The sequence below is a fragment of the Streptomyces sp. NPDC021356 genome (genome assembly GCF_040641015.1).
Lineage (GTDB): Bacteria > Actinomycetota > Actinomycetes > Streptomycetales > Streptomycetaceae > Streptomyces.
Map to the genome: position 1 here is coordinate 40,782 of NZ_JBFACU010000030.1, position 21,004 is coordinate 61,785.

General features: G+C 71.9%; 20 protein-coding genes. 4 read left to right on the plus strand and 16 right to left on the minus strand.

The window, feature by feature from the left end:
• Positions 1–54 precede the first annotated feature (54 nt).
• On the plus strand, positions 55–2,361 hold the full coding sequence (locus AB0G56_RS31490) for an FtsX-like permease family protein (protein WP_360976200.1): 2,307 nt from the start codon (positions 55–57) through the stop codon (positions 2,359–2,361).
• A 132-nt stretch (positions 2,362–2,493) separates the two neighbouring features.
• Here the strand turns inward: AB0G56_RS31490 and AB0G56_RS31495 are convergent, their stop codons facing one another.
• A complete protein-coding gene (locus AB0G56_RS31495) occupies positions 2,494–3,453 on the minus strand; it encodes a hydrogen peroxide-inducible genes activator (protein WP_360976028.1) in 960 nt (319 codons plus the stop codon).
• Positions 3,454–3,586: 133 nt separating this feature from the next.
• Between AB0G56_RS31495 and AB0G56_RS31500 the strand changes: the two genes are divergently transcribed.
• Complete coding sequence (locus AB0G56_RS31500; RefSeq protein ID WP_360976031.1) at positions 3,587–4,141, plus strand: peroxiredoxin; 555 nt, start codon at positions 3,587–3,589, stop codon at positions 4,139–4,141.
• A gap of 3 nt (positions 4,142–4,144) precedes the next feature.
• Complete coding sequence (locus AB0G56_RS31505; protein WP_360976034.1) at positions 4,145–4,678, plus strand: alkyl hydroperoxide reductase; 534 nt, start codon at positions 4,145–4,147, stop codon at positions 4,676–4,678.
• A 172-nt stretch (positions 4,679–4,850) separates the two neighbouring features.
• On the opposite strand, the gene AB0G56_RS31510 is transcribed toward AB0G56_RS31505, so the two are convergent.
• The 7 genes from AB0G56_RS31510 to AB0G56_RS31540 form a co-directional block, all read right to left on the minus strand.
• Positions 4,851–6,212, minus strand: a complete 1,362-nt coding sequence (locus tag AB0G56_RS31510) for an AI-2E family transporter (protein WP_360976037.1) — start codon at positions 6,210–6,212, stop codon at positions 4,851–4,853.
• A 127-nt stretch (positions 6,213–6,339) separates the two neighbouring features.
• Entirely contained in the window at positions 6,340–7,041 is a 702-nt protein-coding gene (locus AB0G56_RS31515; RefSeq protein ID WP_360976040.1) for a transglycosylase SLT domain-containing protein, read from the minus strand.
• Between the two features lie 427 nt (positions 7,042–7,468).
• The gene (locus AB0G56_RS31520) at positions 7,469–8,794 is read right to left on the minus strand and encodes a PhoH family protein (RefSeq protein WP_360976043.1); all 1,326 of its coding nucleotides are present in this window, start codon (positions 8,792–8,794) and stop codon (positions 7,469–7,471) included.
• 335 nt (positions 8,795–9,129) lie between these two features.
• On the minus strand, positions 9,130–9,903 hold the full coding sequence (locus AB0G56_RS31525) for an isoprenyl transferase (protein WP_360976046.1): 774 nt from the start codon (positions 9,901–9,903) through the stop codon (positions 9,130–9,132).
• Between the two features lie 797 nt (positions 9,904–10,700).
• Entirely contained in the window at positions 10,701–11,486 is a 786-nt protein-coding gene (locus AB0G56_RS31530) for a class I SAM-dependent methyltransferase (protein WP_360976049.1), read from the minus strand.
• 304 nt (positions 11,487–11,790) lie between these two features.
• A complete protein-coding gene (locus AB0G56_RS31535) occupies positions 11,791–12,669 on the minus strand; it encodes an LLM class flavin-dependent oxidoreductase (RefSeq protein WP_360976052.1) in 879 nt (292 codons plus the stop codon).
• Between the two features lie 29 nt (positions 12,670–12,698).
• Complete coding sequence (locus AB0G56_RS31540) at positions 12,699–13,514, minus strand: A24 family peptidase (protein ID WP_360976054.1); 816 nt, start codon at positions 13,512–13,514, stop codon at positions 12,699–12,701.
• Between the two features lie 189 nt (positions 13,515–13,703).
• On the opposite strand from AB0G56_RS31540, the gene AB0G56_RS31545 reads away from it, so the two are divergent.
• Positions 13,704–14,117 (plus strand): DUF192 domain-containing protein, encoded by a 414-nt coding sequence (locus tag AB0G56_RS31545; protein ID WP_360976057.1) that lies wholly within the window; start codon positions 13,704–13,706, stop codon positions 14,115–14,117.
• Here the strand turns inward: AB0G56_RS31545 and AB0G56_RS31550 are convergent.
• The 8 genes from AB0G56_RS31550 to AB0G56_RS31585 form a co-directional block, all read right to left on the minus strand.
• Complete coding sequence (locus AB0G56_RS31550) at positions 14,092–14,727, minus strand: OmpA family protein (protein WP_360976060.1); 636 nt, start codon at positions 14,725–14,727, stop codon at positions 14,092–14,094. The two genes, AB0G56_RS31545 and AB0G56_RS31550, sit on opposite strands and share 26 nt — an antisense overlap.
• Before the next feature lie 10 nt (positions 14,728–14,737).
• Positions 14,738–15,319 (minus strand): hypothetical protein, encoded by a 582-nt coding sequence (locus AB0G56_RS31555; RefSeq protein ID WP_360976063.1) that lies wholly within the window; start codon positions 15,317–15,319, stop codon positions 14,738–14,740.
• Between the two features lie 31 nt (positions 15,320–15,350).
• Entirely contained in the window at positions 15,351–15,956 is a 606-nt protein-coding gene (locus AB0G56_RS31560; protein WP_360976066.1) for a pilus assembly protein TadG-related protein, read from the minus strand.
• The gene (locus AB0G56_RS31565; protein ID WP_360976069.1) at positions 15,953–16,186 is read right to left on the minus strand and encodes a hypothetical protein; all 234 of its coding nucleotides are present in this window, start codon (positions 16,184–16,186) and stop codon (positions 15,953–15,955) included. The genes AB0G56_RS31560 and AB0G56_RS31565 overlap by 4 nt, the downstream gene beginning before the upstream one ends.
• A 124-nt stretch (positions 16,187–16,310) precedes the next feature.
• On the minus strand, positions 16,311–17,129 hold the full coding sequence (locus AB0G56_RS31570; protein WP_360976072.1) for a response regulator transcription factor: 819 nt from the start codon (positions 17,127–17,129) through the stop codon (positions 16,311–16,313).
• A gap of 56 nt (positions 17,130–17,185) precedes the next feature.
• Positions 17,186–18,394, minus strand: coding sequence for a histidine kinase (locus AB0G56_RS31575; RefSeq protein ID WP_360976203.1), 1,209 nt, complete (start codon positions 18,392–18,394; stop codon positions 17,186–17,188).
• A 664-nt stretch (positions 18,395–19,058) separates the two neighbouring features.
• The gene (locus tag AB0G56_RS31580; protein WP_360976075.1) at positions 19,059–19,946 is read right to left on the minus strand and encodes a DUF5936 domain-containing protein; all 888 of its coding nucleotides are present in this window, start codon (positions 19,944–19,946) and stop codon (positions 19,059–19,061) included.
• Positions 19,947–20,059: 113 nt separating this feature from the next.
• Complete coding sequence (locus tag AB0G56_RS31585; RefSeq protein ID WP_360976078.1) at positions 20,060–21,001, minus strand: type II secretion system F family protein; 942 nt, start codon at positions 20,999–21,001, stop codon at positions 20,060–20,062.
• Positions 21,002–21,004 lie beyond the last annotated feature (3 nt).

Genomic DNA, 21,004 nt, shown 5'->3' on the forward strand with positions numbered 1-21,004 from the left:
CCCGAGGCACCGCCCGCCGCCTCCTTCCTCCACAGGTGGGCGAGCGACCTGCGCATGGGCGCCAAGTTCGCCTTCACCGGCGGGCGCGAGGGCTGGACCCGGGTGCTGCTGACGGCCGTCGGCGTCGGGCTCGGCGTGGCACTGCTGCTGCTGACGACCGCGATCCCGAGCGCGCTGTCGGTGCGGCACGAACGCGACAAGGCCCGCTCCGACTACACGTACAGCCAGACGGTCAAGCCCAAGGCCGACAACACGTTCGTGATCTCCGACATCAACTCGGAGTACGGCGAGAAGGAGATCCGCGGGCGGCTGGTGGAGCCCGAGGGGCCGCGCGCGCCGGCCCCGCCCGGCCTGAGCAGCTATCCGGCGCCGGGTGACATGGTGGTCTCCCCCGCGCTGAAGAAGCTGCTCGCCTCCGACGACGGCAAGCTGCTGCGCGAGCGGCTGCCCTACCGGATCACCGGGACGATCGGCGAGAGCGGGCTCATCGGCTCGCAGGAACTCGCCTACTACGCCGGCGCCCAGGGCCTGGCTTCTCACATCAACGGCTGGCAGACCGCCCGGATCAGTGAGTACGGCTCCCCCAACCCGGTGGCGGAGCGCGAGGACCCGGTGCTGATCCTGCTGGTGCTGGTCGTCTTCGTGGTGCTGCTGATGCCGGTGGCCGTGTTCATCACGGCGGCCGTGCGCTTCGGCGGCGAGCGGCGCGACCGCAGGCTGGCCGCGCTGCGGCTGGTCGGCTCGGACAGCCGGATGACCCGGCGGATCGCGGCGGGCGAGGCCCTGGCGGGCTCGTTGCTCGGGCTGGTCTTCGGCGCGGTCTTCTTCCTGCTCGGCCGTGAGCTCGCGGGGTCGCTGGAGGTCGTCGGCATCAGCGTGTTCCCCAGCTACCTCAACCCCTCGCCCGCGCTGGCCGCGCTGGTCGCGCTCACCGTACCGGCGGCGGCGGTGCTGGTGACCCTGCTCGCGCTGCGCGGGGTGGTCATCGAGCCGCTGGGCGTGGTCCGCACGGCCAAGCCCAGCCGGCGCCGCCTGTGGTGGCGGCTGCTGCTGCCGGTGGCCGGTCTGGCGCTGCTCGCCCCGATGATCGGCAAGGGACGCGCCGACGGCGACTTCAACCAGTACATGGTCTCCGGCGGTGTCATCCTGCTGCTGATCGGCGTGACCGCGCTGCTGCCGTGGATCGTGGAGGCGGTCGTCGCCCGGCTGGGCCGCGGCTCGGTCTCCTGGCAACTGGCCGTACGACGGCTCCAGTTGAGCAGCGGCACCGCCGCCCGCACGGTGAACGGCATCTCGGTCGCGGTGGCCGGTGCGATCGCCCTGCAGATGCTCTTCGCGGGGATCGAGAGCGACTACACCAAGGCGTCGAAGAACGACCTGGGCCGGGCGCAGGTCCAGGTGCAGCTCTCGCCCGGGGTCGCGACCGACCCGGCCCTGGCGAAGTTCAGGAAGACGCAAGGGGTGCGCAAGGCCGTCGCGCTGGCGAACGCCAACGTCGGCAGCACGACGCACACCTCGCCCGACGGCCCCAAGCAGAGTTCCGAGGTGACCATCGGCGACTGCGCGGCGCTGCGCGAGGTGGCTGCCCTCTCCTCCTGCCGTGACGGCGACGCCTTCGCCGTCCAGGGCGCCGCTTACGACTCGGACACCCCGGCCCTGGCCAAGCCCGGCAAGAAGCTGTACCTGGACACCTCCCAGGGGATGGGACCCGCCCACGAGGTGCGGTGGACGGTGCCGCGCGACCTGAGGAAGGTCCGCGCCATCACGGACCCCACCGGTATGGAGCACGGTGGCTTCCTGCTGACGCGGGGCGCGATGCCGGCCGCGGCCGGACAGCCCGCCGCCCAGGTCTACCTCTCGATCGACGAATCCGTGGCGGACGTGCGCGAGTACGTGCGCAACACCGCCGCGGCCGTGGACCCGTTCGCGGACGTGACGGTCTGGACGCGCACCGAGCAGTCCAAGAAGTTCACGTCCATCCGCACCGGGTTGCTGGTGGGCGCGGTCTGCGTGCTGGCGCTGATCGGCGCGAGCCTGCTCGTCTCCCAGCTGGAGCAGTTGCGCGAACGCCGCAAACTGCTGTCGGCGCTGGTCGCCTTCGGCACCCGGCGGCGCACGCTGAGCCTGTCGGTGCTGTGGCAGACGGCGGTCCCGATCACCCTCGGGCTGCTGCTGTCGCTGGCCGTGGGCCTGACGCTGGGTGCTGTGCTGCTGAAGATGACGGACACGGCGGTGGGCATCGACTGGCCGAGCGTGCTGACCATGACCGGCATGGGCGCGGGGATCGCCCTCGCGGTCGCCGTGCTCAGCCTGCCTCCGCTGCTGCGCATGATGCGCCCGGAGGGCCTGCGCACGGAGTGACGTCCGGCCGGCCCCCGAATCGCTCCGGGCCCCTTCCTCTCCCGTGCGGAGGGGAAGGGGCCCGGATGCGTTCCGCGAGCGTTGCCGCGCCGCGGGGACCGTGGCTTCGGGGCCCCGGCCGGCTCCGCCGGTTCAGGCGTCGGCGGCGAGGACGCGCACGGGCAGGGCCCGCAGGTCGGTGCGCAGGGCGGCTGCCAGTTCGCGGTACTCCGCGCCGCGGGCCGCGCCGGTGCGCATGGCGAGGGCGATGCGGCGGGCCGGGGCCGGGTCGGCGAAGTAGCCGGTGAGGAGCTGGTTGCTGCGGGAGATCTCCACCTTGAGCGCGGTGCGCGGCAGCAGTGTGCAGCCGAGGCCGCCCGCGACGAGCTGGATGAGGGTGGACAGTCCGGCGGCGGTGGTGGTCACCGGGGCGTCCTCGCGCCCGGCCTCGCGGCAGATGTCCAGGGCCTGGTCCCGCAGGCAGTGCCCCTCGTCGAGGAGCAGCAGGTTCAGCTCCTTCAGCGCCTCGCGCGGTATGCCCTCCCGGCCGCCGAGCCGGTGGTCGAGCGGCGTGACGAGCACGAAGTCCTCGTCGAAGAGCGGGAGTTCGGTGACGCCGGGCACACCGAGCGGCACGGCGAGCAGCAGCAGGTCGAGCCGTCCGCCGGACAGCCCCTCCAGCAGGCTCGCGGTCTGCTCCTCGTGGACCTGGAGGTCGAGGTCGGGGTAGCGCTCGTGGACGAGGCGCAGGACCGTGGGCAGCAGGTACGGCGCGACGGTGGGGATGACGCCGAGCCGCAGGACGCCGGTGAAGGGCGCCCGGACCGCCTCGGCGTCCTCGATCAGGGCGCCGACCTCGTCGAGCACCGCCTTGGCCCGTACGGCCAGACGCTCGCCCGCGGGCGAGAGCAGCACCTTGCGCGTCGTACGCTCGACGAGCGTGACGCCGAGGGTCTCCTCCAGGGCGGAGACGGCGCCGGAGAGCGCGGGCTGGCTCATGCCGATCGCGGCGGCGGCGTCCCGGAAGTGCAGGTGCTCGGCGACGGCCGCGAAGGCGCGGAGCTGGGAGAGGCTGGGCAGGGTCCGGCGCCTCGCGGCATTACCGACGGTCACTGATAACTACCTCCGATCAACACGACCGAGTGTAGCTATTTCCGTAATCAATTGACTCTGTGCCAACATCATCAAGGTCCAACCCATGGGAAACACGGGCAAAGCCGGTGTTTCTTCGCTGCAAGGAGAGCGTGTGCTCACTGTCGGTGACAAGTTCCCCGAGTTCGAACTGACCGCCTGCGTCTCGCTGGAGAAGGGCAAGGAGTTCGAGAAGATCGACCACAAGACCTACGAGGGCAAGTGGAAGGTGATCTTCGCTTGGCCCAAGGACTTCACCTTCGTGTGCCCGACCGAGATCGCGGCCTTCGGCAAGCTGAACGAGGAGTTCGCCGACCGCGACGCCCAGGTCCTGGGCTTCTCCGGTGACTCTGAGTTCGTCCACCACGCCTGGCGCAAGGACCACCCGGACCTGCTGGAGCTGCCCTTCCCGATGATGGCCGACTCCAAGCACGAGCTGATGCGCGAGCTGGGCATCGAGGACGAGGACGGCTTCGCCAAGCGCGCGGTCTTCGTCGTCGACCAGAACAACGAGATCCAGTTCTCCATGGTGACGGCGGGCTCGGTCGGCCGTAACCCCAAGGAGGTCCTGCGGGTCCTGGACGCGCTCCAGACGGACGAGCTGTGCCCGTGCAACTGGAGCAAGGGCGACGAGACCCTCGACCCGGTCGCGCTGCTGGCTGGTGAGTGAGGCATGTCCCTCGACTCCCTGAAGGCCGCCGTCCCGGACTACGCCAAGGACCTCAAGCTCAACCTGGGCTCGGTCATCGGCAACAGCGACCTGCCGGCGCAGCAGCTGTGGGGCACGGTGCTGGCCACGGCCATCGCCTCCCGTTCGCCGATCGTCCTGCGTGAGCTGGAGCCGGAGGCCAAGGCGAACCTCTCGCCGGAGGCGTACACCGCGGCCAAGTCCGCGGCCGCGGTCATGGCGATGAACAACGTCTTCTACCGCACCCGGCACCTGCTGTCGGACCACGAGTACGGCACCCTGCGCGCCGGTCTGCGGATGAACGTCATCGGCAACCCCGGCGTCGACAAGACCGACTTCGAGCTGTGGTCCTTCGCGGTCTCGGCCATCAACGGCTGCGGCATGTGCCTGGACTCGCACGAGCAGGTCCTGCGCAAGGCGGGCGTCGAGCGCGAGGTCGTCCAGGAAGCCTTCAAGATCGCCTCGGTGATCCAGGCCGTCGGCGTGACGCTGGAGGCGGAGGCCGTCCTCGCGGAGTGACTCCGCGGGCGACAACTCGTCGAAAGGGCCCCACCCTCCGGGTGGGGCCCTTTGACGTTCCGGCGCCGCCGTTGCGGGGGTGGGTGCTGCGGGAGCTGGGCACGCAGCCGCAGGGCGCAGGACGCGGGGTGGCCGGCGCGCCGACGCGCACGCGGGCGCCGTCCGTGCCCGGCTACTGCTCCTCGGCGAGGGCCGGCGTCTGCTGGGTCGGGCCGTCCGGCGGGGTGCTCGCGGCCGGCGCCGGCGCCGCGTCCGCCGGCCGCGCGGCCGGCGCCGTGGCACCCGCGGGCTGCTGCGCCTGGCGCAACGCGGCCTCCCGGGCGTACTGGCGCAGGTAGCCCACGACGGTGTTGGTCACCGCCACCAGCGGCACGGCCACCACGGCCCCGCCGATCCCCGCGATCATGCCGCCCGCCGCGACCGACAGGACCACCGCCAGCGGGTGCACCCGCACCGCGCGGCCGAGGATGAACGGCTGGAGGACGTGCCCCTCGATCTGCTGGACGGCGAGCACGACGACGAGGGTCATCACGGCGGTGAACACGCCCTGGGTGACCAGCGCGACCACCACGGCCAGCGCGCCCGACACGACGGCGCCCACCAGCGGGACGAAGGCGAACAGGAAGATGAAGACGGCCAGCGGCACCGCCATCGGCACGTTCAGGAAGTAGATCCCGAGCCCGATGAAGATCGCGTCGATCATGGCCACGATCACCGTGCCGCGCACGTACGCCGTCAGGGTGCGCCAGGCGCGCGGGCCGGCCCCGGCCACGCCCGGGCGGGCCGCCGCCGGCACCAGCTTCAGCGTCCACTCCCAGATCCGCCGCCCGTCGTAGAGCAGGAACAGCGTCGAGAACATGGTCAGCAGGATCCCGGTCAGGGCCTCCACGATGACCGTGACGCCTTCGAGGCCGGCCGACGTTATCTGGTCGGTGTTCGCGCCGATGGCCTCCCTGAGGCTCTTGGCGATCTGGTTGATCTGCTTGTCGGTGACGTGGAAGGGGCTGTTCAGCAGCCACTTGCGCAGGTCGTCGATGCCGGCCTGGATCTGGTTGGAGAGGTTGTCGATGTTCTCCATGACCTGCCAGGTCACGAACCACCCGATCAGGCCCATGATGACGAAGCCGAGGATCGCGGTGAGCGCGGTGGCCGGTCCGCGCGGCAGGCCGTAGCGGCGCAGGCGGGCCACCGTGGGCTGGAGCAGGGCGGTGATGAGCAGCGCGGCGACGAAGGCCAGCACCACCAGTTGCACGGCGCTGATGACCCGCATCAGCACCCAGACGGTGCCGGCGAGGACGAGCACCCGCCAGCCGGCCTCCGCCGCCACCCGCACACCCCAGGGCACGGCCTGGGCGGGATCGGGGCGGGCGGTGACGACCGTCACGTGTTCCGCGGGCACCACGACGTCCGCGGCCGGCTCGTGTTCGTGCCCGGTGTGCTCCTTCTCCACCTCGGCACGGCGCTCGTCCAACCGCTCACCCATCTCGGTCAGTCCGGCGCCGACACGGCCGAGCCACCCTGGAACTCGCGACATGATCCGTCCTCTTCCCCCGTCTCTGACCACCACGCCCCCTGGAGTCGTTCCGACAGACGCTACAGGGCAAAAGCCCCTCCCCCTAGGACGGGGAGGGGCTGTGCGAGGTTGAGCACGGCGGCGCGGCTCAGTAGTTGTGGTTCGCCTGCCAGTACGCCCAGGCGTCGCACGGGCTGCCGTAGCGGACGTTCATGTAGTTGAGGCCCCACTTGATCTGGGTGGCCGGGTTGGTCCGCCAGTCGGCGCCCGCGGAGGACATCTTCCCCGCCGGCAGCGCCTGGACGAGGCCGTAGGCGCCCGAGGAGGGGTTGACCGCCTGGTAGTTCCAGGTGGACTCGTTGTTCACGATGTTGCTGAAGCACTGGAACTGGCCGCTCGGCACGATCTGCCGGGCGATCGCCTGCACCTGGGCCACGGTGTAGGAGCTCTGGACGGGGAAGGAGGAGGCGTCCCGGGTGCTGCGGGTGGTCGCCTTCTTCAGCTCCTCCCGCTCCTTGGCCTCCTTGGCCGCCTTGGCCTCCTTCTCGGCGGCCTCCTTCTTGGCGATGGCGGTCTCGGCGGCTGCCTTGCGGGCCGCCTCCTCGGCGTCCTTCTTGGCACTCGCGTCGGCGGCGATCGCCTGGGCGTCGGCCTGCTGCGTGAGGGACGCGGTCTGCACCGGGGCCTGCTGGCCCACCGGGATGTCCGCGAGGAGTGTGGCGTCGGCTGCCGTCGCTTCGGCGTCGTTGTTCTGCGCGGTGCTGCCCGAGGCAACTCCGACGACGCTTCCGACGGCGGTGACCGCGGTGGCCGAGGCCACTGCGAGTCCCCGGACCGAGATCCGGCTCACACGGTTTCCTTCCAGCATCGCCCGCTTCGGTGACCCTGACGGACGCGATCGTGCCCCTGGCACTGGCCTCCCAACTGCGGGTCACGGAGGCGCGGGCCCGGTGGACAACTCCCGTCACGGGAGTGCCGCGTGTGCTTCGGGCGGCATACGACGACGTTATGGAGTTGACGGTGGTGCTCGTGTGGCGCCGTACCTCAAGGGGCACAGCTGTGTCGTATGCGGGGCCTGACAGGAGTGAGACTTTGCCGTAACCCGACGCCGCGAGGCAATTCCGAGTTGCGTGTGAAAGCTCACACCCCGTTCGGCCCACGGGATTTCGGGAAAGAGCCGCGCACGACGGCGCCGCCCGGCTAGGCTCTCGGCCTTTGCCGGACGGCGCCGACTCCCGCACAACTACCCGAAAACGGGGCAGGTGTGCGAAGGGGTGTCAGATGTGTCCGTCCTCCAGCATCTCGGTCACCAGGGCCGCGATCTGCGACCGTTCGGACCGGGTCAGCGTCACGTGCGCGAAGAGCGGATGCCCCTTCAGCTTCTCCACGACGGCGACCACACCGTCGTAGCGGCCGACCCGCAGGTTGTCCCGCTGCGCCACGTCGTGGGTGAGCACCACGCGCGAGTCGGCGCCGATCCGCGAGAGCACCGTCAGGAGGACGTTGCGCTCAAGGGACTGTGCCTCGTCCACGATGACGAACGCGTCGTGCAGCGAGCGGCCGCGGATGTGGGTGAGCGGCAGCACCTCCAGCATCCCGCGCGCGGTGACCTCCTCGATGACCTCGCGGGAGGTGACCGCCGACAGCGTGTCGAAGACGGCCTGCGCCCAGGGGCTCATCTTCTCCGCCTCGGTGCCCGGCAGATAGCCCAGTTCCTGCCCGCCGACCGCGTACAGCGGGCGGAAGACCATCACCTTCTGGTGCTGGCGGCGCTCCAGAACCGCCTCCAGGCCCGCGCACAGCGCCAGCGCCGACTTGCCGGTGCCGGCCCGGCCGCCCATCGACACGATCCCGATGTCCGGGTCGAGGAGCAGGTCGAGCGCGATCCGCTGCTCGGCGCTGCGGCCCTTGATGCCGAAGGCCTCCCGGTCCCCGCGCACCAGCCGGACGGCCCCCTCGGGGGTGACCCGGCCGAGCGCCTTGCCGCGCTCCGAATGGATCGTCAGGCCCGTGTGCACGGGCAGCGCGGCGGCCTCGGGGACGTCGACGTGCCCCTCCTCGAAGAGGATGTCCACCTGCTCGGCGGGCAGGGTCAGTTCGGACATCCCGGTCCAGCCGGAGGCGTCGGTGATGGCGAGTTCCGCACGGTACTCCTCGGCGAGGAGGCCCACGGAGGAGGCCTTGATCCGCAGCGGCAGGTCCTTGGAGACGACGGTGACGTCGTACCCCTCGGCCTGCAGGTTGCGGGCGACCGCGAGGATGCGCGAGTCGTTGTCCCCCAGGCGGTAGCCGGTGGGCAGCACGCTGGGGTCCGAGTGGTTCAGCTCGACCCGGACCGTCCCGCCGAGGTCCCCGATCGGGATGGGGGCGTCGAGGCGACCGTGCCGGACCCGGTAGTCGTCCAGCAGGCGCAGGGCCTGCCGGGCGAAGTAGCCGAGTTCGGGATGGTGCCGCTTGGCCTCCAGTTCCGTGACCACGACGATGGGGAGCACGACTTCGTGCTCGTCGAAGCGGGTCAGGGCGTTCGGGTCCGCCAGCAGGACGCTGGTGTCGAGAACGTAGGTGCGCCGGTCTGGCTTGTGGCGCTTTGTGCTGGTCACCACGGAAGGACGTACCCCCTCGGATGAGGTCGGGGAGCGACGAGGTGGATGCCGGGCCGGGAGGGTGGGGGCATCGGGGCCGGTGGCCGGCCGCGATGCGCGGGCCGGCGACCGGCCCTCCACGTCTTCGTCCGCACAGTGACCGCACGGTCGGGCTGGTGCAACGGGCCTCCCGGGCGGACGGCCCCGAGCCGCCCGCTGAGATCCGACACCCGTGGTTCGGGTGTCGGCCTGTCTGGCTTATGCCCTCGAACATGCACCGCCATGCAGAAGCGGGCCGCCGCGCGCGGATGAACTCCTCGTGAAGACGGGTACGGGCCCTGCGGCAGGGCGCTGCGTCAGCCTCCGTAGCGGCGGTGGCGGGCCGCGTAGTCGCGCAGCGCGCGCAGGAAGTCGACCTTGCGGAAGGCCGGCCAGAAGACCTCGCAGAAGTAGTACTCCGAGTGGGCGGTCTGCCAGAGCATGAAACCGGACAGCCGCTGCTCGCCGCTGGTGCGGATCACGAGGTCGGGGTCGGGCTGGGCCCGGGTGTAGAGGTGCCGGCCGATCATCTCGACGTCGACGGCCTCGGCGAGGTCCTCCAGGGAGGTGCCCTTCTCCCGCGCGTCGAAGAGCATGGAGCGCACGGCGTCGGCGATCTCCTGCCGGCCGCCGTAGCCGATGGCGACGTTGACCACTATTCCGTCGACGTCGGCGGTGGCTTCCTCGGCCTCCTTGAGAACGGCCTGCATGCCGGCGGGGAGCAGGTCCATGGTGCCGACGTGGTGGACGCGCCAGCGGCCGTCGGCGGCCAGGGAGCGCACGACGTCCTCGATGATGCCGAGCAGCGGGACCAGCTCGTCCTGGGGGCGGTCGAAGTTGTCCGTGGACAGCAGCCAGAGGGTGACGACCTCGACGTCCGTCTCGGTGCACCAGCCGAGGAACTCCTCGATCTTGTCGGCACCGGCCCGGTGTCCATGCTCGGTGGTGGAACCCGAGGCCTTCGCCCAGCGGCGGTTGCCGTCCATGATGACGCCGATGTGCTTGGGCACCTGAGCGTGGTCCAGGTGGCCTTCCACCCGGCGCGCGTACAGCCTGACCAGCAGGCTGCGCAGCTTGTCGCGCAGGTTCACGTGTTCGTCAGCCCCTCCGTATGGATCGGACAGGCGCGGCCGGGGGCGTTCCCTGCCCGTGCGGCGGCCTCGTCCGTATGGCGGTCCCGGGGCGAAGCCTACCCCCGGCACCCCCAGGGTTCCCCACGGGCGACCACGCGCGCCCGGCGCCAGGGGAGCCGGTCCGGGCGGCGCGAAAGAAAAAACGGGCCGGTCCGTGGGGGGGAGACGGACCGGCCCGAGGGGGGGTTTCCACCATAACCCTTCGTAAGTGATGCTGCGTGCATCAGCGCGCCACAACTACTCTCCGGAACCGTCCGGCGACGCGTCGACGGGTCCGGAACCCGGCATTCCGCGCCCGATCATGGCCGGATCACAGCGAATTCACAGGGAAAACCGACCGAATGTGATGGGATCCGCAGGGATTGCGCCATCTGAGGGGCGCGCGGCGAGTTGTCCGCGCATACCTCTCCCGGGGGACCCGGCCGTTCACACCCGCTTGACGCCGAAGAGGCCGGCACCGGCCGCGGCCGGGCGGGGCGAAGCCGCCGCCAGCAGGGGGCTCGGCGCCGCGCAGCCCCCTCCACCGCGCGATGCCACCCGCGCGACTTTGCTCACGCGAATTTCGTTGGTCTGAACTTACGCCAGACGGGTCAGTGACGGGAGGGGCTGACGATAACGATGTGGAAACTGTGTCGGTCATGCACGCGCCATCCGCCCCGCCCCATACGTCCAGCCCCCATATATCCGCCCCATATATCCGCCCCATCGTCCGTCTCGACCGCCCCGCACCCCCCCCCACGCACGTCATGAGCCCGTCACCGCGGCTTGCGGGCCTCGAAAAGATGGCGGGTGCTGTGCGCCACGAACGGGCCGTCGGCCGTGATCCGCTCGTGCAGCTCCCGCAGCCGCGGCCGGTACGCCTCGACCGTGAAGCCGGGGACCATCCAGACCACCTTGCGCAGGAAGTGCACGACGGCCGCGACGTCGTGGAACTCCATGCGCAGCCGCTCGGCACGCAGGCCGACCACGTCGAGACCGGCCCCCTCCGCGTCCGCCCGCTCCCGCTCGGGGTCACGGGCGCCGCGAATCTCCTCCGGCTGCGGCCCGAGGAAGTACTCGACGAGTTCGAAGACGCTGCTCGGCCCGACGTGCTGGGCGAAGTACGTGCCGCCCGGGCGGAGCACACGGGCGATCTCCGTCCAGTTCGGGCGGACCGGATGCCTGCTGACGACGAGGTCGAAGGCCCCCTCGGCGAACGGCAGCGGAGTGTTCTCCTCCGAGGTGACGACCACGACACCGCGCGGACGCAGCAGTTCGGTGGCCTTGGCCACGTTGGGCGGCCAGCCCTCCGTGGCGGCGAGGAGCGCGGGGACGCGGGCGGCCCGCCCGAGCGCGAAGTCGAACACCTCGCCTCCCCCGGTCTGCACGTCGAGCACGGCGTCCGCACCGGCGAGCCGGCCCGCCATCGACACGGCGTACTGCCAGGAGGGCCGCGCCTCGGTGGCCCGCCCCGCGAACCACGAGAAGTCCCATCCCTCGGTGGGCACGGCGGCCCCTTCGGCCAGGAGGTCCTCGAACGAACGGTGCTGATGGTCTGCCATGCCGGCGATTTTTGCAGGTGGGCAGGGTGTGCCGCTGCCCGTTTTCCAGAGCGGGGCGGCCTCGGGTGCGAGCTGGGCCCTGCGGGGGCCGGGGGGTGGGCAGTCGGTGGTTCGGGTCGGTGGCCGGGCAGCCGGTGGCCGGTGGGGGCTGGCGGGTGGAACGGGGGCCGTGGGGGGGGCGGGGGTGGGGGTCGGTGCTCGGGCAACCGGTGGCCGGTGGGGGGCCGGTGGATGGAACGGGGGGCCGGTGGATGGAACGGGGGCCGTGAGGGGCGGGGTGGCGGTGGGCGGGGCCTGGTCGTTGTCAGGAGATCAGTGGGCGGACCTGCTGGGCGGTGAAGCGGAGGAAGCCCTCCGGGTCCGGTTCGTCGGCCGTCGGCTGGAGGACGACCGTGTCCGCTCCGGCGTCGGCAAGCGCCTCGACGGCCTTCGCCACGGCCGGCGCGTCACCGGCGACCCCCAGGTCGGGCACGGCGGACAGCCCCTCGGCGGCCAGCTCGGCGCGCAGCCGGCGCTCGGCGTCGGGCCCGGTGGCGGTGAGGAGGTAGACGACGACGCGGTGCGTGCCGTCGCGGCCGGCCGCCCGCCGTCCCTCGTCGATGAGCCCGCGCGCCCGGCGGACGCCCTCCGGGGAGGTGGCGATGGTCAGGATCGTGCCGTCGGCCGCCTCACCGGACAGGCGCAGCGTGCGCGGTCCGGTGGCACCGGCGAGGACCGGGACGTCGCTCCCCGCGGGCGGGGGCCAGTCCAGGGCCACGTCCGTCAGCCGGACGTACCGGCCCCGCGTGGTGACCCGCTCGCCGTCCAGCAGGGCGCGCAACGCCTCCAGATGCTCACGCAGCAGGGTCAGCGGGGACCCGGCCCGTGCCCCGACCTGCCCCATCCAGTCCTGTACGCCGTGGCCGACGCCGAGGATCGCGCGGCCCGGGAAGAGCCGGTGCAGGGTGGCGGCCTCCATGGCGGTGACGGCGACGTTGCGCAGCGGGACGGGCAGCAGGCCGACGCCGACCCGGACCCGTTCGGTCCAGGCGAGTGCGGCGGCGGCGGAGGAGATCCCGCCCTCCAGGAAGCAGTCCTCCCACAGCCACAGCTCCTCAAGACCCACGTCGTCGGCGAGGCGGGCGATCGCACGCAGCCGCTCGGGCGGCAGTTGGGGACGGAAGACAGCGCCGAGTCCGGTCATGCGGGCTTCCTCCCCACGCAACACCCGCCTCATGCCACGGCGGCCGCACCCAGCAGCACTCCCGTGAACGCACCGCCGAGCATGAACGGCCCCAGCGGCATCGTCGCCCCGCGCCCCGCCCGCCGCAGCACGACCAGCCCCAGCCCGTACACGGCACCGTAGAACAGCCCGGCGAAACCGCCCACGACGAGCACCGGCCAGCCGTACCAGCCGAGGACCGCGCCCAGCGCCAGCGCCAGTTTGACGTCGCCGAAACCCATGCCGGACGGGTTGACGAGGAAGAGAACGAAGTAGCAGGCGCCCAGGACGAGAGCGCCGAGCAGCGCCCGCGGCCAGGACCCGGCGGCCGCGGGCAGGAGGGCGGCGGCGCCCAGCAGCGTCGCGGTCACGGCGGCGAGCGGCAGGGTCAGCACGTCCGGAAGGCGGTGCACCCGGTGGTCGACTAGGGCGAGCAGCACCCCGACCGGCGCCACGAGCAGCCAGACCGCCGCCTCCGGGCGCGGCCCGCCGACGGCGGCGGCCAGTGCGGCGCAGGCGAGTGCGGTGACGGTGGCGGCGAGGGGGGTGCTCGGCCCGTACGCCGCGCAGTGCCGCGCCGCGGCGGGGGGTTCGCGGGTCACGGATGCGGCCGGGGCGGCGGGGGTACGGTCCCGCTTCGCGGTGGCGGCGGCACAGCGCGCCCGGCCCACCCAGCCGCCGAACGGTCCGGTGATGGCGTGTCCGCCCGGACACTCCGCCCGCCACGGCTCGCCGGCGTCCACCGACAACCGGTGCGCGGCCCGGGGCACCAGCAGCCCGGCGCCCGCACCCCACAGGGCGGCGACGACGATCAGGAGGACGCGCACGCGGGGACCCTAGCCGGACTGGCCGGCGGCCGCATGGGCCTGTGGACCCAGGTCGGGCCCAGGCCGGGCCCGGGGCGGGCCCGGGGCGGCACCATGGCACGCCCAGGGCGGCCCACCATGGCAGGCGTACTCCCCTACGGATACGGTCGGTCGGGAACTTTCGCGGCGGAGCGGGAAGGCGGCCCCGGCATGGCAGGACGCTGGCGGGACGGGCGGGGCGAGCTGGTCGTGCACGGTGACGGGAGCGGGGAGGACGGGCAGGGCGGGGGGTCTGCCGAGGTGACGGTCCCCCTCGAACTGGCGACGTCCTACCGGGCCCGTACGCGGGGGCTGCTCGGTCGCGACGCGGTCGACGGCGCGATCCTGCTCTCCCCCGCGGGCAGCATCCACACGTTCGGCATGCGCATCCCCCTCGACGTCGCCTACCTCACCCGCGACCTGCGGGTCCTCGCCGTCGTCACGATGAGACCAGGCCGCCTGGGCCTGCCCCGCCTCCGCTCCCGGCACGTCCTGGAGGCGGCGGCGGGGGCGATGGCGGGGTGGGGGGTGCGGGCGGGGGCGCGCGTGGAGGTGCGGGTCAGCTCTGGGTGCGGGGGAAGGTGACCTCCACCCGGCGGTTCTTCTTGCGGCCGTCCTCCGTGGAGTTGTCCGCGATGGGGTAGTCCTCCGCGTAACCGCGCACGTCGAAGGTGATGTCCGGGTCGTTCAGCTCCTGGGAGAGGACCTCCTGGACGGCGTTGGCGCGCTGCTTGGACAGGACGACGCCGTGTTCGTGGGTGCCGAGGTTGTCGGTGAAACCGAAGACCCGGACCTGGGGTGCGTGCTGCTTCCTGATCTCCTGCGCGATCGCGTCGATACGGGACTTGGCCTGGTCGCTCAGTCGGGCGCTGTCCTTGGCGAACAGCACCTCGGCCTGGAGCGCGAACGTGACGTCCGTGTTCGTGTCCTCGCGGCGTTCCTCACCGCCCTGGTCCTCGACCACCGACTTGATGTCCAGCACCTTGGGCGCGGCGAGGGTCGCTCCCTCGGGGAGCTTGAGGTCGGGGTCGTTCGGGTCGACCTTCACGGGGGGTGCGGCCGATGCCTCGGTGCCCGGCGGAACGCTCGGGGCGGTGCCGTCGGCACGGGCCGCGGCGGCTCCGCAGAGGTTCGCGGCGAGCAGGAGGGCGACGGCCGTCAGGGTGAGCGGGAGGCGGGGCGGGGTGCGGGTCATGGTGGCCACCTCACCCGGAGATCTTGATGGTGCCGCTGGAGAAGGTGGGGAGTTGGAGGGTTACTTCGGTGGTGTTGGCTGGGGGGGCGGGGAATTGCATGAAGACGGGGAGCGTCTGGCCCGCTTCCAGGTTGCCGAGACCCGACGTGGTCAACGGCCGTCCGTCCGTGTCACGCAAGACGTAGTAACGCTTCTTTCCCTTGGAATCCACGAGAGTAGCGCCGCCGAGGGAAGGGCCGTTCTTGATGATCTCAGTCTCGTTGCCACTCGTCTGCGGCGGAACGACCACTGGCTTGGCACCGTCGTTCTTCAGAGTTCCGTTCACCGTCACGAAACCGCCCGCGTCCCGCTGAGCGGAGGTGATCTGGAGAAGCAGACCGTCCTGGCCCCGGAGTTCAGCCAGCGGAGTCTGAGGAGTCTCCTCCTGGGCGCTGGGGTCTGACGCACCGTCCTTCGTAGCCGACGCCGATGCATCTGGCTTCTTGGCATCCCCACCACCCCCGCCGCAGCCGGTCACGCCACTGGCCAGACCAACCGCCACGGCCAGCGCGACCAGCCCTCTGCGGTACCTCGCAGTGAACCGAATGCTCATCGCTCCGCTTCCTTCTTCCCTCGTCGTGCACTCATCGGTCGGCCAAGTGGACGTCGAACAGGTCCTGAGGCTCGGGAAGATTGGTGAGGTGTCTCGGATCCAGGTCCCAGTACCTGTCCTTACCACAGGTGAGGCGCGGCAGTTCGTCGCGGCCGGCGCCCTCCGGTAGGGGTTTGAACCCACAGAGCGCTTTGATCACGGCAGTGGCCCGCGCGCTGGACCTCGTACGTTCAGTGACAGGAACCACTGATTTCCCCATGGTCTTGTTGGTCTCGACCGTGACCGTATAGCCCAACAGGCCATTAGGTGCGCAACCGAGCACATGGGCGTCGTTCCGTGCGGCGAGTTCGTACGCCCGCCCGCACGAAGGGGGAATTCCCTGTCCGTCCCCCTCGAAGATGTCCTGCCACTTCGTAGGGTCGAGTACGCTCCTCGTCCACTCTTCCGCAAGCTGCTTGCGGGCGTCCTGGGCTACCGCGAGTGCCGCCGCATCTGCGGCAGTCTGAGCGCTGCTTCGATTCACCGTTGCTTGGCCGACCGCGAAGTATGCCAACGCCAGGAAGAGCAGACCCGCCACCACCGTGATGTAGATGGGGAAGGCCTGCCCTGCGTCGCCACACCGGCGCAGGTGCGTCAATTGCCGACCTTGCCGATCAGCCCTGTGATCTTGCCCAGGATCGTCTGCCCGATGCTCGTGCCGTTGATGACCAGCACGATCGCGACGACGACGGCGAGGATGCCCAGGTACTCGACCGCCGTCTGCCCCTTGTCGCCGGCGCGGTCGCGCATCGCCTTTGTTGTCGTGTGCTTCCAGCCGTTCACGCGGACCTTGGTCGCCACCACGGTCTTCAGCATCAGGTCGCTCATGGTGTTCCCCTCCGGGTTCGGGCTCCATGCCGGTTGCGGCAGGGGCACCGTACGGCCGGGGCGCCGGGGTGGCCGAGGGTCCGTGGGCCCAATTCCGGGCCCAGATCCGTCGCGGCATCGCCGGTCACCTCGCCTCTCGCGTGGCGGAGCCCGGGGCCGTGCCCAGCCACTTCGCGGCGGCCTCGGCGCGACTGGTGCTGTGCAGCTTGGCGAAGATGCGGTTGATGTGGTTCTTGACGGTCTTCTCGCTGATGAAGCAGGCGGCGGCGATCTGCTGGTTCGTCATGCCGGACGCGATCAGGTCCATGATCTCCGCCTCCCTCGCGCTGAGTTGGAACCTCGATCTGTCGACCGGGGACGACTGTCTCACAGGTCGTTGCATCTGCGAAAGAGGTTCGACAGTGACACGCGGATTTCGGTGAGTTGAGGACATGAAGGTGTGTGCATTCGCATTGCCCAGGTCCTCCGGCAGGGAGCCCTCCGCAGGCGCCGGGCTCCGGCGCAGCCGGTCCAGCAGCGCTCCCGCCGCCGTGGCCGTGAGGTGGGCGCGGCCGTGCACGATGTCCCGTACGGCGTCCACCAGCTGGTCGGCCGTGAACTCGCCGTGGACCAGGTAGCCGCCCGCGCCCCTGCGCAGGGCCTCCTGGACGATCTCGGTCTCGCGGCTGTAGGTGAGCATCAGGACCGGGGCCACCGGGACCAGGTACGGCAGGGCGGAGATGCCGTCGACGCCGGGCATGCGGACGTCGAGGAGGACGACGTCCGGGCGGTGCCGGTGAGTGGCTTCCCAGGCCTCGCGGCCGTCCGCCGCCTGGGCGACGACCGTGATGTCCTCGCGGCCGCAGAGCAGGGCGGTCAGACCGGCGCGGACCACCGGATTGTCGTCGGCGACGACGACGCGCAGGGGCGCGGAGGGCGGGCGGGGCGGTGTCTCGTGCGGCATCGGGCCTCCTCTCGGGTGGAGTGGCGGGGGCGGCAAGGATGGATCGGATCGGGAACTCAGCGGGAGGGGGGCGGCAGGGCTGTGTCCTGGGGAACGTCCAGGGACACTTCCGTGCCCTTGGCCTGGCGGCCGGGGCCGATGCGCAGGCGGGCGCCGAGCGTCGCGGCCCGTTCGGCCATGCCGACCAGGCCGAAGTGGCCGGTGCGGCGGAGTTCGTCGAGGGTGGTGCCGGGGGGCAGGCCCCGGCCGTCGTCGTGGACGCTGAGGCGCAGCAGGCCGCCGTCGAGGCGCACCCGTACCTCCACGCGGCTCGGCGCTCCGTGGCGGTGGGCGTTCTCCATCGCCTCCGCGGCGATGGAGCGGAGCTGGCGGGCCACGGCGGGCGCCACCGGCAGGGCGCCGCTCGCCGCGTCGGCGCCCTCGGCGGGGAGGCAGGTGACGGGCAGGCCGGTGCGGTCGGTGAAGGCTTGGGTTTCGGCGACCAGTTCGGTCATCAGGTCGCTCGTCCGGGACGGACCGTGTTCGCACCGCAGGTCGGTGAGCAGTTCCCGTGACTCGGCCGCCGCGCGGCGGGCCGAGCGGGCCACGAGGTCCGCCTGCTGCCGCAGTATGGCCGGGTCCGGGCGGCCCGCACCGGCCGAACGGGCCAGACCGTCGGCGGCCAGGGCCACACCGTGCAGGGTCTTGGCCACCGAGTCGTGCATCTCCCGGGCCAAGCGGGCCCGTTCGGCGCTCACGGCCTCGGTGACGGCCAGCCGGGCCTGGACCTCGGTCAGGGTCCTGGTGGCCTCACCGAAGCGGAGGAGCAGTGTGCGCTGGGTGGCGCCGGCCGCGCCCGCGACGATGCACAGGCCGGGGAAGAGCGCGGACTGGGCCAGGTTGGCGTGCAGTTCCCGCGTCGCGGCGTAGACGAGGAAGAGGATGAGCGACTGGAGCGAGGCGAAGATCGCGGCGCCGCGCCAGCTGTAGACGAGACCGGCGAGCAGGGGTGTGCAGACGCTGACGTAGGCCAGGGTGCTGTCCGGTCCGGCGGCGACGAGCAGGAGGGCGCCGAAGAGGGTGTCCACGGCCAGCAGGGTGGGGTGGCGCAGCAGGAGTGGGCCGAAGCGTTCCCAGTCCCGGAAGAGGACGTAGGAGCCCATGACGGTGACCACCACCGCCGCGCCGACCAGGCGGACGGCCAGGCCGGGGGCTGCGTGGACGAGTGCGGCGGGGGCGGACAGGGCGATCATCGCCAGGCGGAAGGCGAAGACGTGGCGGCACATCGCCTGGAGGGCGCTGATCTGGAGCTTCTCCGGTGCGGCGAGGCCGCCGGGCGAGGCTGTCGCGGCGCCGGTCACCGCTGCGGGGGCGGCGACGGCCGCGGCTCCCGTGGCGGCAGCGGCCTCGGCGTTTGTTGCGACAACGGGAACCGCCGCATGTGGCGCGGCATCGGCCGTGGCATGCGGTGCGACGTCAGACACGGCATGTGGCGGGACGTCAGGCGTGGCATGTGGCGCGGCATCGGCCCGGGCGCCGGCTGCGGCACCGGGCACGGCAGCAACACCACCGGCGGTGGTTACGACGTCCCTCGCATCCTCGGCCGCGGGCCTCTGTCCGCGTGCGTCCGCCGCCCGGCCGTCGGTCACGGGGGCGGGCGTCCGCACCGGCGCCTTACGAGCGCCCGGCTGCCGCGGCAGCCCCGGCAGGCCCGAGTCCGCCGCAACCACCGGGGCCGCCGGGGCCCCCGCACCCCCTCGCACCCCCTCAGCCCGAGACGTCCCAGAGCCCTCAGGGTCCCCCTGGCGCGCCCCCTCGGCCACCGAGGCCACCGAGGCCACCGAGGCCACCTCGGACGCCCCGGCCGCCCCGGACGCCTCCGCGCAGCGGTGCGGCGGGCTCGCGTGGGCTTGTTCCTCCGTGGTGGCCATGGTCGTACCCACCTGCCCTCTACTTCCCCGTGACGGAGCCGAAGTCCACGCCGGAGCCCAGGAGGAGGCCCGCGCCGAGGAGGATGAGCGTGGCCGGGACCATGAAGGTGGTGATCATCATGGTGGCCTTGGGCACCGCGCGGGCGGCCTTGCGGCGGGCGTTCTGCGCGTCGGTGCGGCGCATGTCCTTGGCCAGGGACACGAGCGTGTCGACGATCGGCGCGCCCAGTTCCTCGCCCTGCTGGAGAGCGGTGACGAACATCGCGACCTGTTCGGAGTCGTTCCTGCGGCGCAGTTCCGCGAAGGCCTCGCGGCGGCTCATGCCGAGGTCCATCTGGCGCAGGGTGATGCGCAGTTCGTCGGCCCACGGGCCCTCGTAGCGGGAGGCGACCCGGTCCAGTGCCTGGCGGAAGCCGAGGCCCGCGCTGACGACGACGGCGAGGACGTCGAGGAAGTCGGGCAGCGTCCGTTCGATCACGTCCCGGCGGATGCGGATCGCCGACCAGATGCCCACCTCGGTCCAGAACGCGCCGAACGCGAAGAGGAGCAGGGCGACGACGAACTGGCCGCGCAGCAGGCAGATCAGGCCGCCGAAGCCGCCCAGGAAGCCGTACACCGCCCGGCGGGCCGCGTAGCGGTCGATGGTCAGGCCGCCGGGGTTGCCGGCCAGGTCGATCTTGCGGCGGTACCGGGCCACCAGTCTGGGCCCCATCAGGCGCAGTACGGCGGGGGCATAGCGCATGCCCAGGCGGTCGATGACCGAGCCCACGGCACCGGTGCGGGTGGAGCCGACCTCCAGGGCGAGCGCGAGGTCGCTGGGGAGCCGGGCGTCCGCGCGGTACATGCGGATGCCGGCGAAGGCTCCCCAGACACCGAGGCCCATCACGAGTGCGAGCAGCCATGCCATCGTCGATCCCCTCTCGTCCCGTTCCGTCCCACCCGGTTCTCTCCTGTCCCGTTCCGTCCCATCCGTTGCTCTCCTGCCTCTCCCAGCCGCGCTGTCTTCCTGCCGGCACCCGGTCAGACGTCGATGCGGGACATCCGGCGGATGAGGAAGAACCCGACGGCGTACAGCGCGAACGCGGTGATCACGGCAGCCTGGCCGAGGGGGGAGCCCGTCATGCGGTCCAGGGCGCCCGCCTTGACCCCGTTCATCAGGAAGAGCGCGCCGACGCCGAGCACCGGCACGGCGTACGAGGTCATGTTGACCTGGGACAGCTGGGTGCGGACCTCGCGGCGGGTCTCCTTGCGCTCCTCCAGGGTCTCCGTGAGGTTGCGCAGGGCGCTCACCACCTGGCCGCCGGCCCGGTTGGACAGGACCAGTGTGGTGACCAGGACGACGAGTTCGCGCGAGGGCAGCCGGTCGGCCAGTTCGCCGAGGGCGTCGTCCATCGACGCGCCCAGCGCCAGCTGGTGGCCCACCTTGCCCAGTTCCTCGCCGGCCGGGGCCTCCAGTTCCTCGGCGGCCATGCCGATGGCGGTCCGCAGGGCGAGCCCGGCCTGGGTGGCGTTGGCCAGGATGCGGGCCAGCTCGGGGAGCTGGTTGATGAACTTCTCGATGCGTCTGGCCCGCTGCCAGTTGAGGAACTGCACCGCCGCCCAGACGCCGAGGAGGCCGGCGAGCGGCCCGAAGAAGGGGGCGAGGGCGGCCTGGCCGATCAGCCAGAGGGCGGCGACCACGGCGAGCATGCAGGCGAAGAACTCGCCGGGGGTGATGTCGAGGCCGGTGGCGGCCAGTCGCCGTTCGAGTTTCCGGCCGAGGGTGGTGCGCCGCAGGCGGCGGTCCAGGGAGCGGAAGCGGCGCCGGCGCCCCGGCGCGCTCGCGCCGGTCAGGGCGAGCCGGTCGACGAGTTCCGCCCGCTGGGCCCGGCCCGTGCTGTAGGCGTGCACTCCGGTGACGGCCAGGACGCAGGCCAGCAGGGTGATGCCGGTGGTGAGGGTGACGAGGGTGCTCAGGTCCATGGG

Excerpts from the sequence above, each read along its gene's own strand:
- AB0G56_RS31490 (WP_360976200.1), top strand. The coding sequence starts at position 55 with ATGGGCGCCAAGTTCGCCTTCACCGGCGGGCGCGAGGGCTGGACCCGG.
- AB0G56_RS31505 (WP_360976034.1), top strand. The coding sequence starts at position 4,145 with ATGTCCCTCGACTCCCTGAAGGCCGCCGTCCCGGACTACGCCAAGGAC.
- AB0G56_RS31510 (WP_360976037.1), bottom strand. The coding sequence starts at position 6,212 with ATGTCGCGAGTTCCAGGGTGGCTCGGCCGTGTCGGCGCCGGACTGACC.
- AB0G56_RS31530 (WP_360976049.1), bottom strand. The coding sequence starts at position 11,486 with ATGGCAGACCATCAGCACCGTTCGTTCGAGGACCTCCTGGCCGAAGGG.
- AB0G56_RS31535 (WP_360976052.1), bottom strand. The coding sequence starts at position 12,669 with ATGACCGGACTCGGCGCTGTCTTCCGTCCCCAACTGCCGCCCGAGCGG.
- AB0G56_RS31545 (WP_360976057.1), top strand. The coding sequence starts at position 13,704 with ATGGCAGGACGCTGGCGGGACGGGCGGGGCGAGCTGGTCGTGCACGGT.
- AB0G56_RS31550 (WP_360976060.1), bottom strand. The coding sequence starts at position 14,727 with ATGACCCGCACCCCGCCCCGCCTCCCGCTCACCCTGACGGCCGTCGCC.
- AB0G56_RS31555 (WP_360976063.1), bottom strand. The coding sequence starts at position 15,319 with ATGAGCATTCGGTTCACTGCGAGGTACCGCAGAGGGCTGGTCGCGCTG.
- AB0G56_RS31565 (WP_360976069.1), bottom strand. The coding sequence starts at position 16,186 with ATGAGCGACCTGATGCTGAAGACCGTGGTGGCGACCAAGGTCCGCGTG.
- AB0G56_RS31570 (WP_360976072.1), bottom strand. The coding sequence starts at position 17,129 with ATGCCGCACGAGACACCGCCCCGCCCGCCCTCCGCGCCCCTGCGCGTC.
- AB0G56_RS31575 (WP_360976203.1), bottom strand. The coding sequence starts at position 18,394 with ATGTGCCGCCACGTCTTCGCCTTCCGCCTGGCGATGATCGCCCTGTCC.
- AB0G56_RS31580 (WP_360976075.1), bottom strand. The coding sequence starts at position 19,946 with ATGGCATGGCTGCTCGCACTCGTGATGGGCCTCGGTGTCTGGGGAGCC.
- AB0G56_RS31585 (WP_360976078.1), bottom strand. The coding sequence starts at position 21,001 with ATGGACCTGAGCACCCTCGTCACCCTCACCACCGGCATCACCCTGCTG.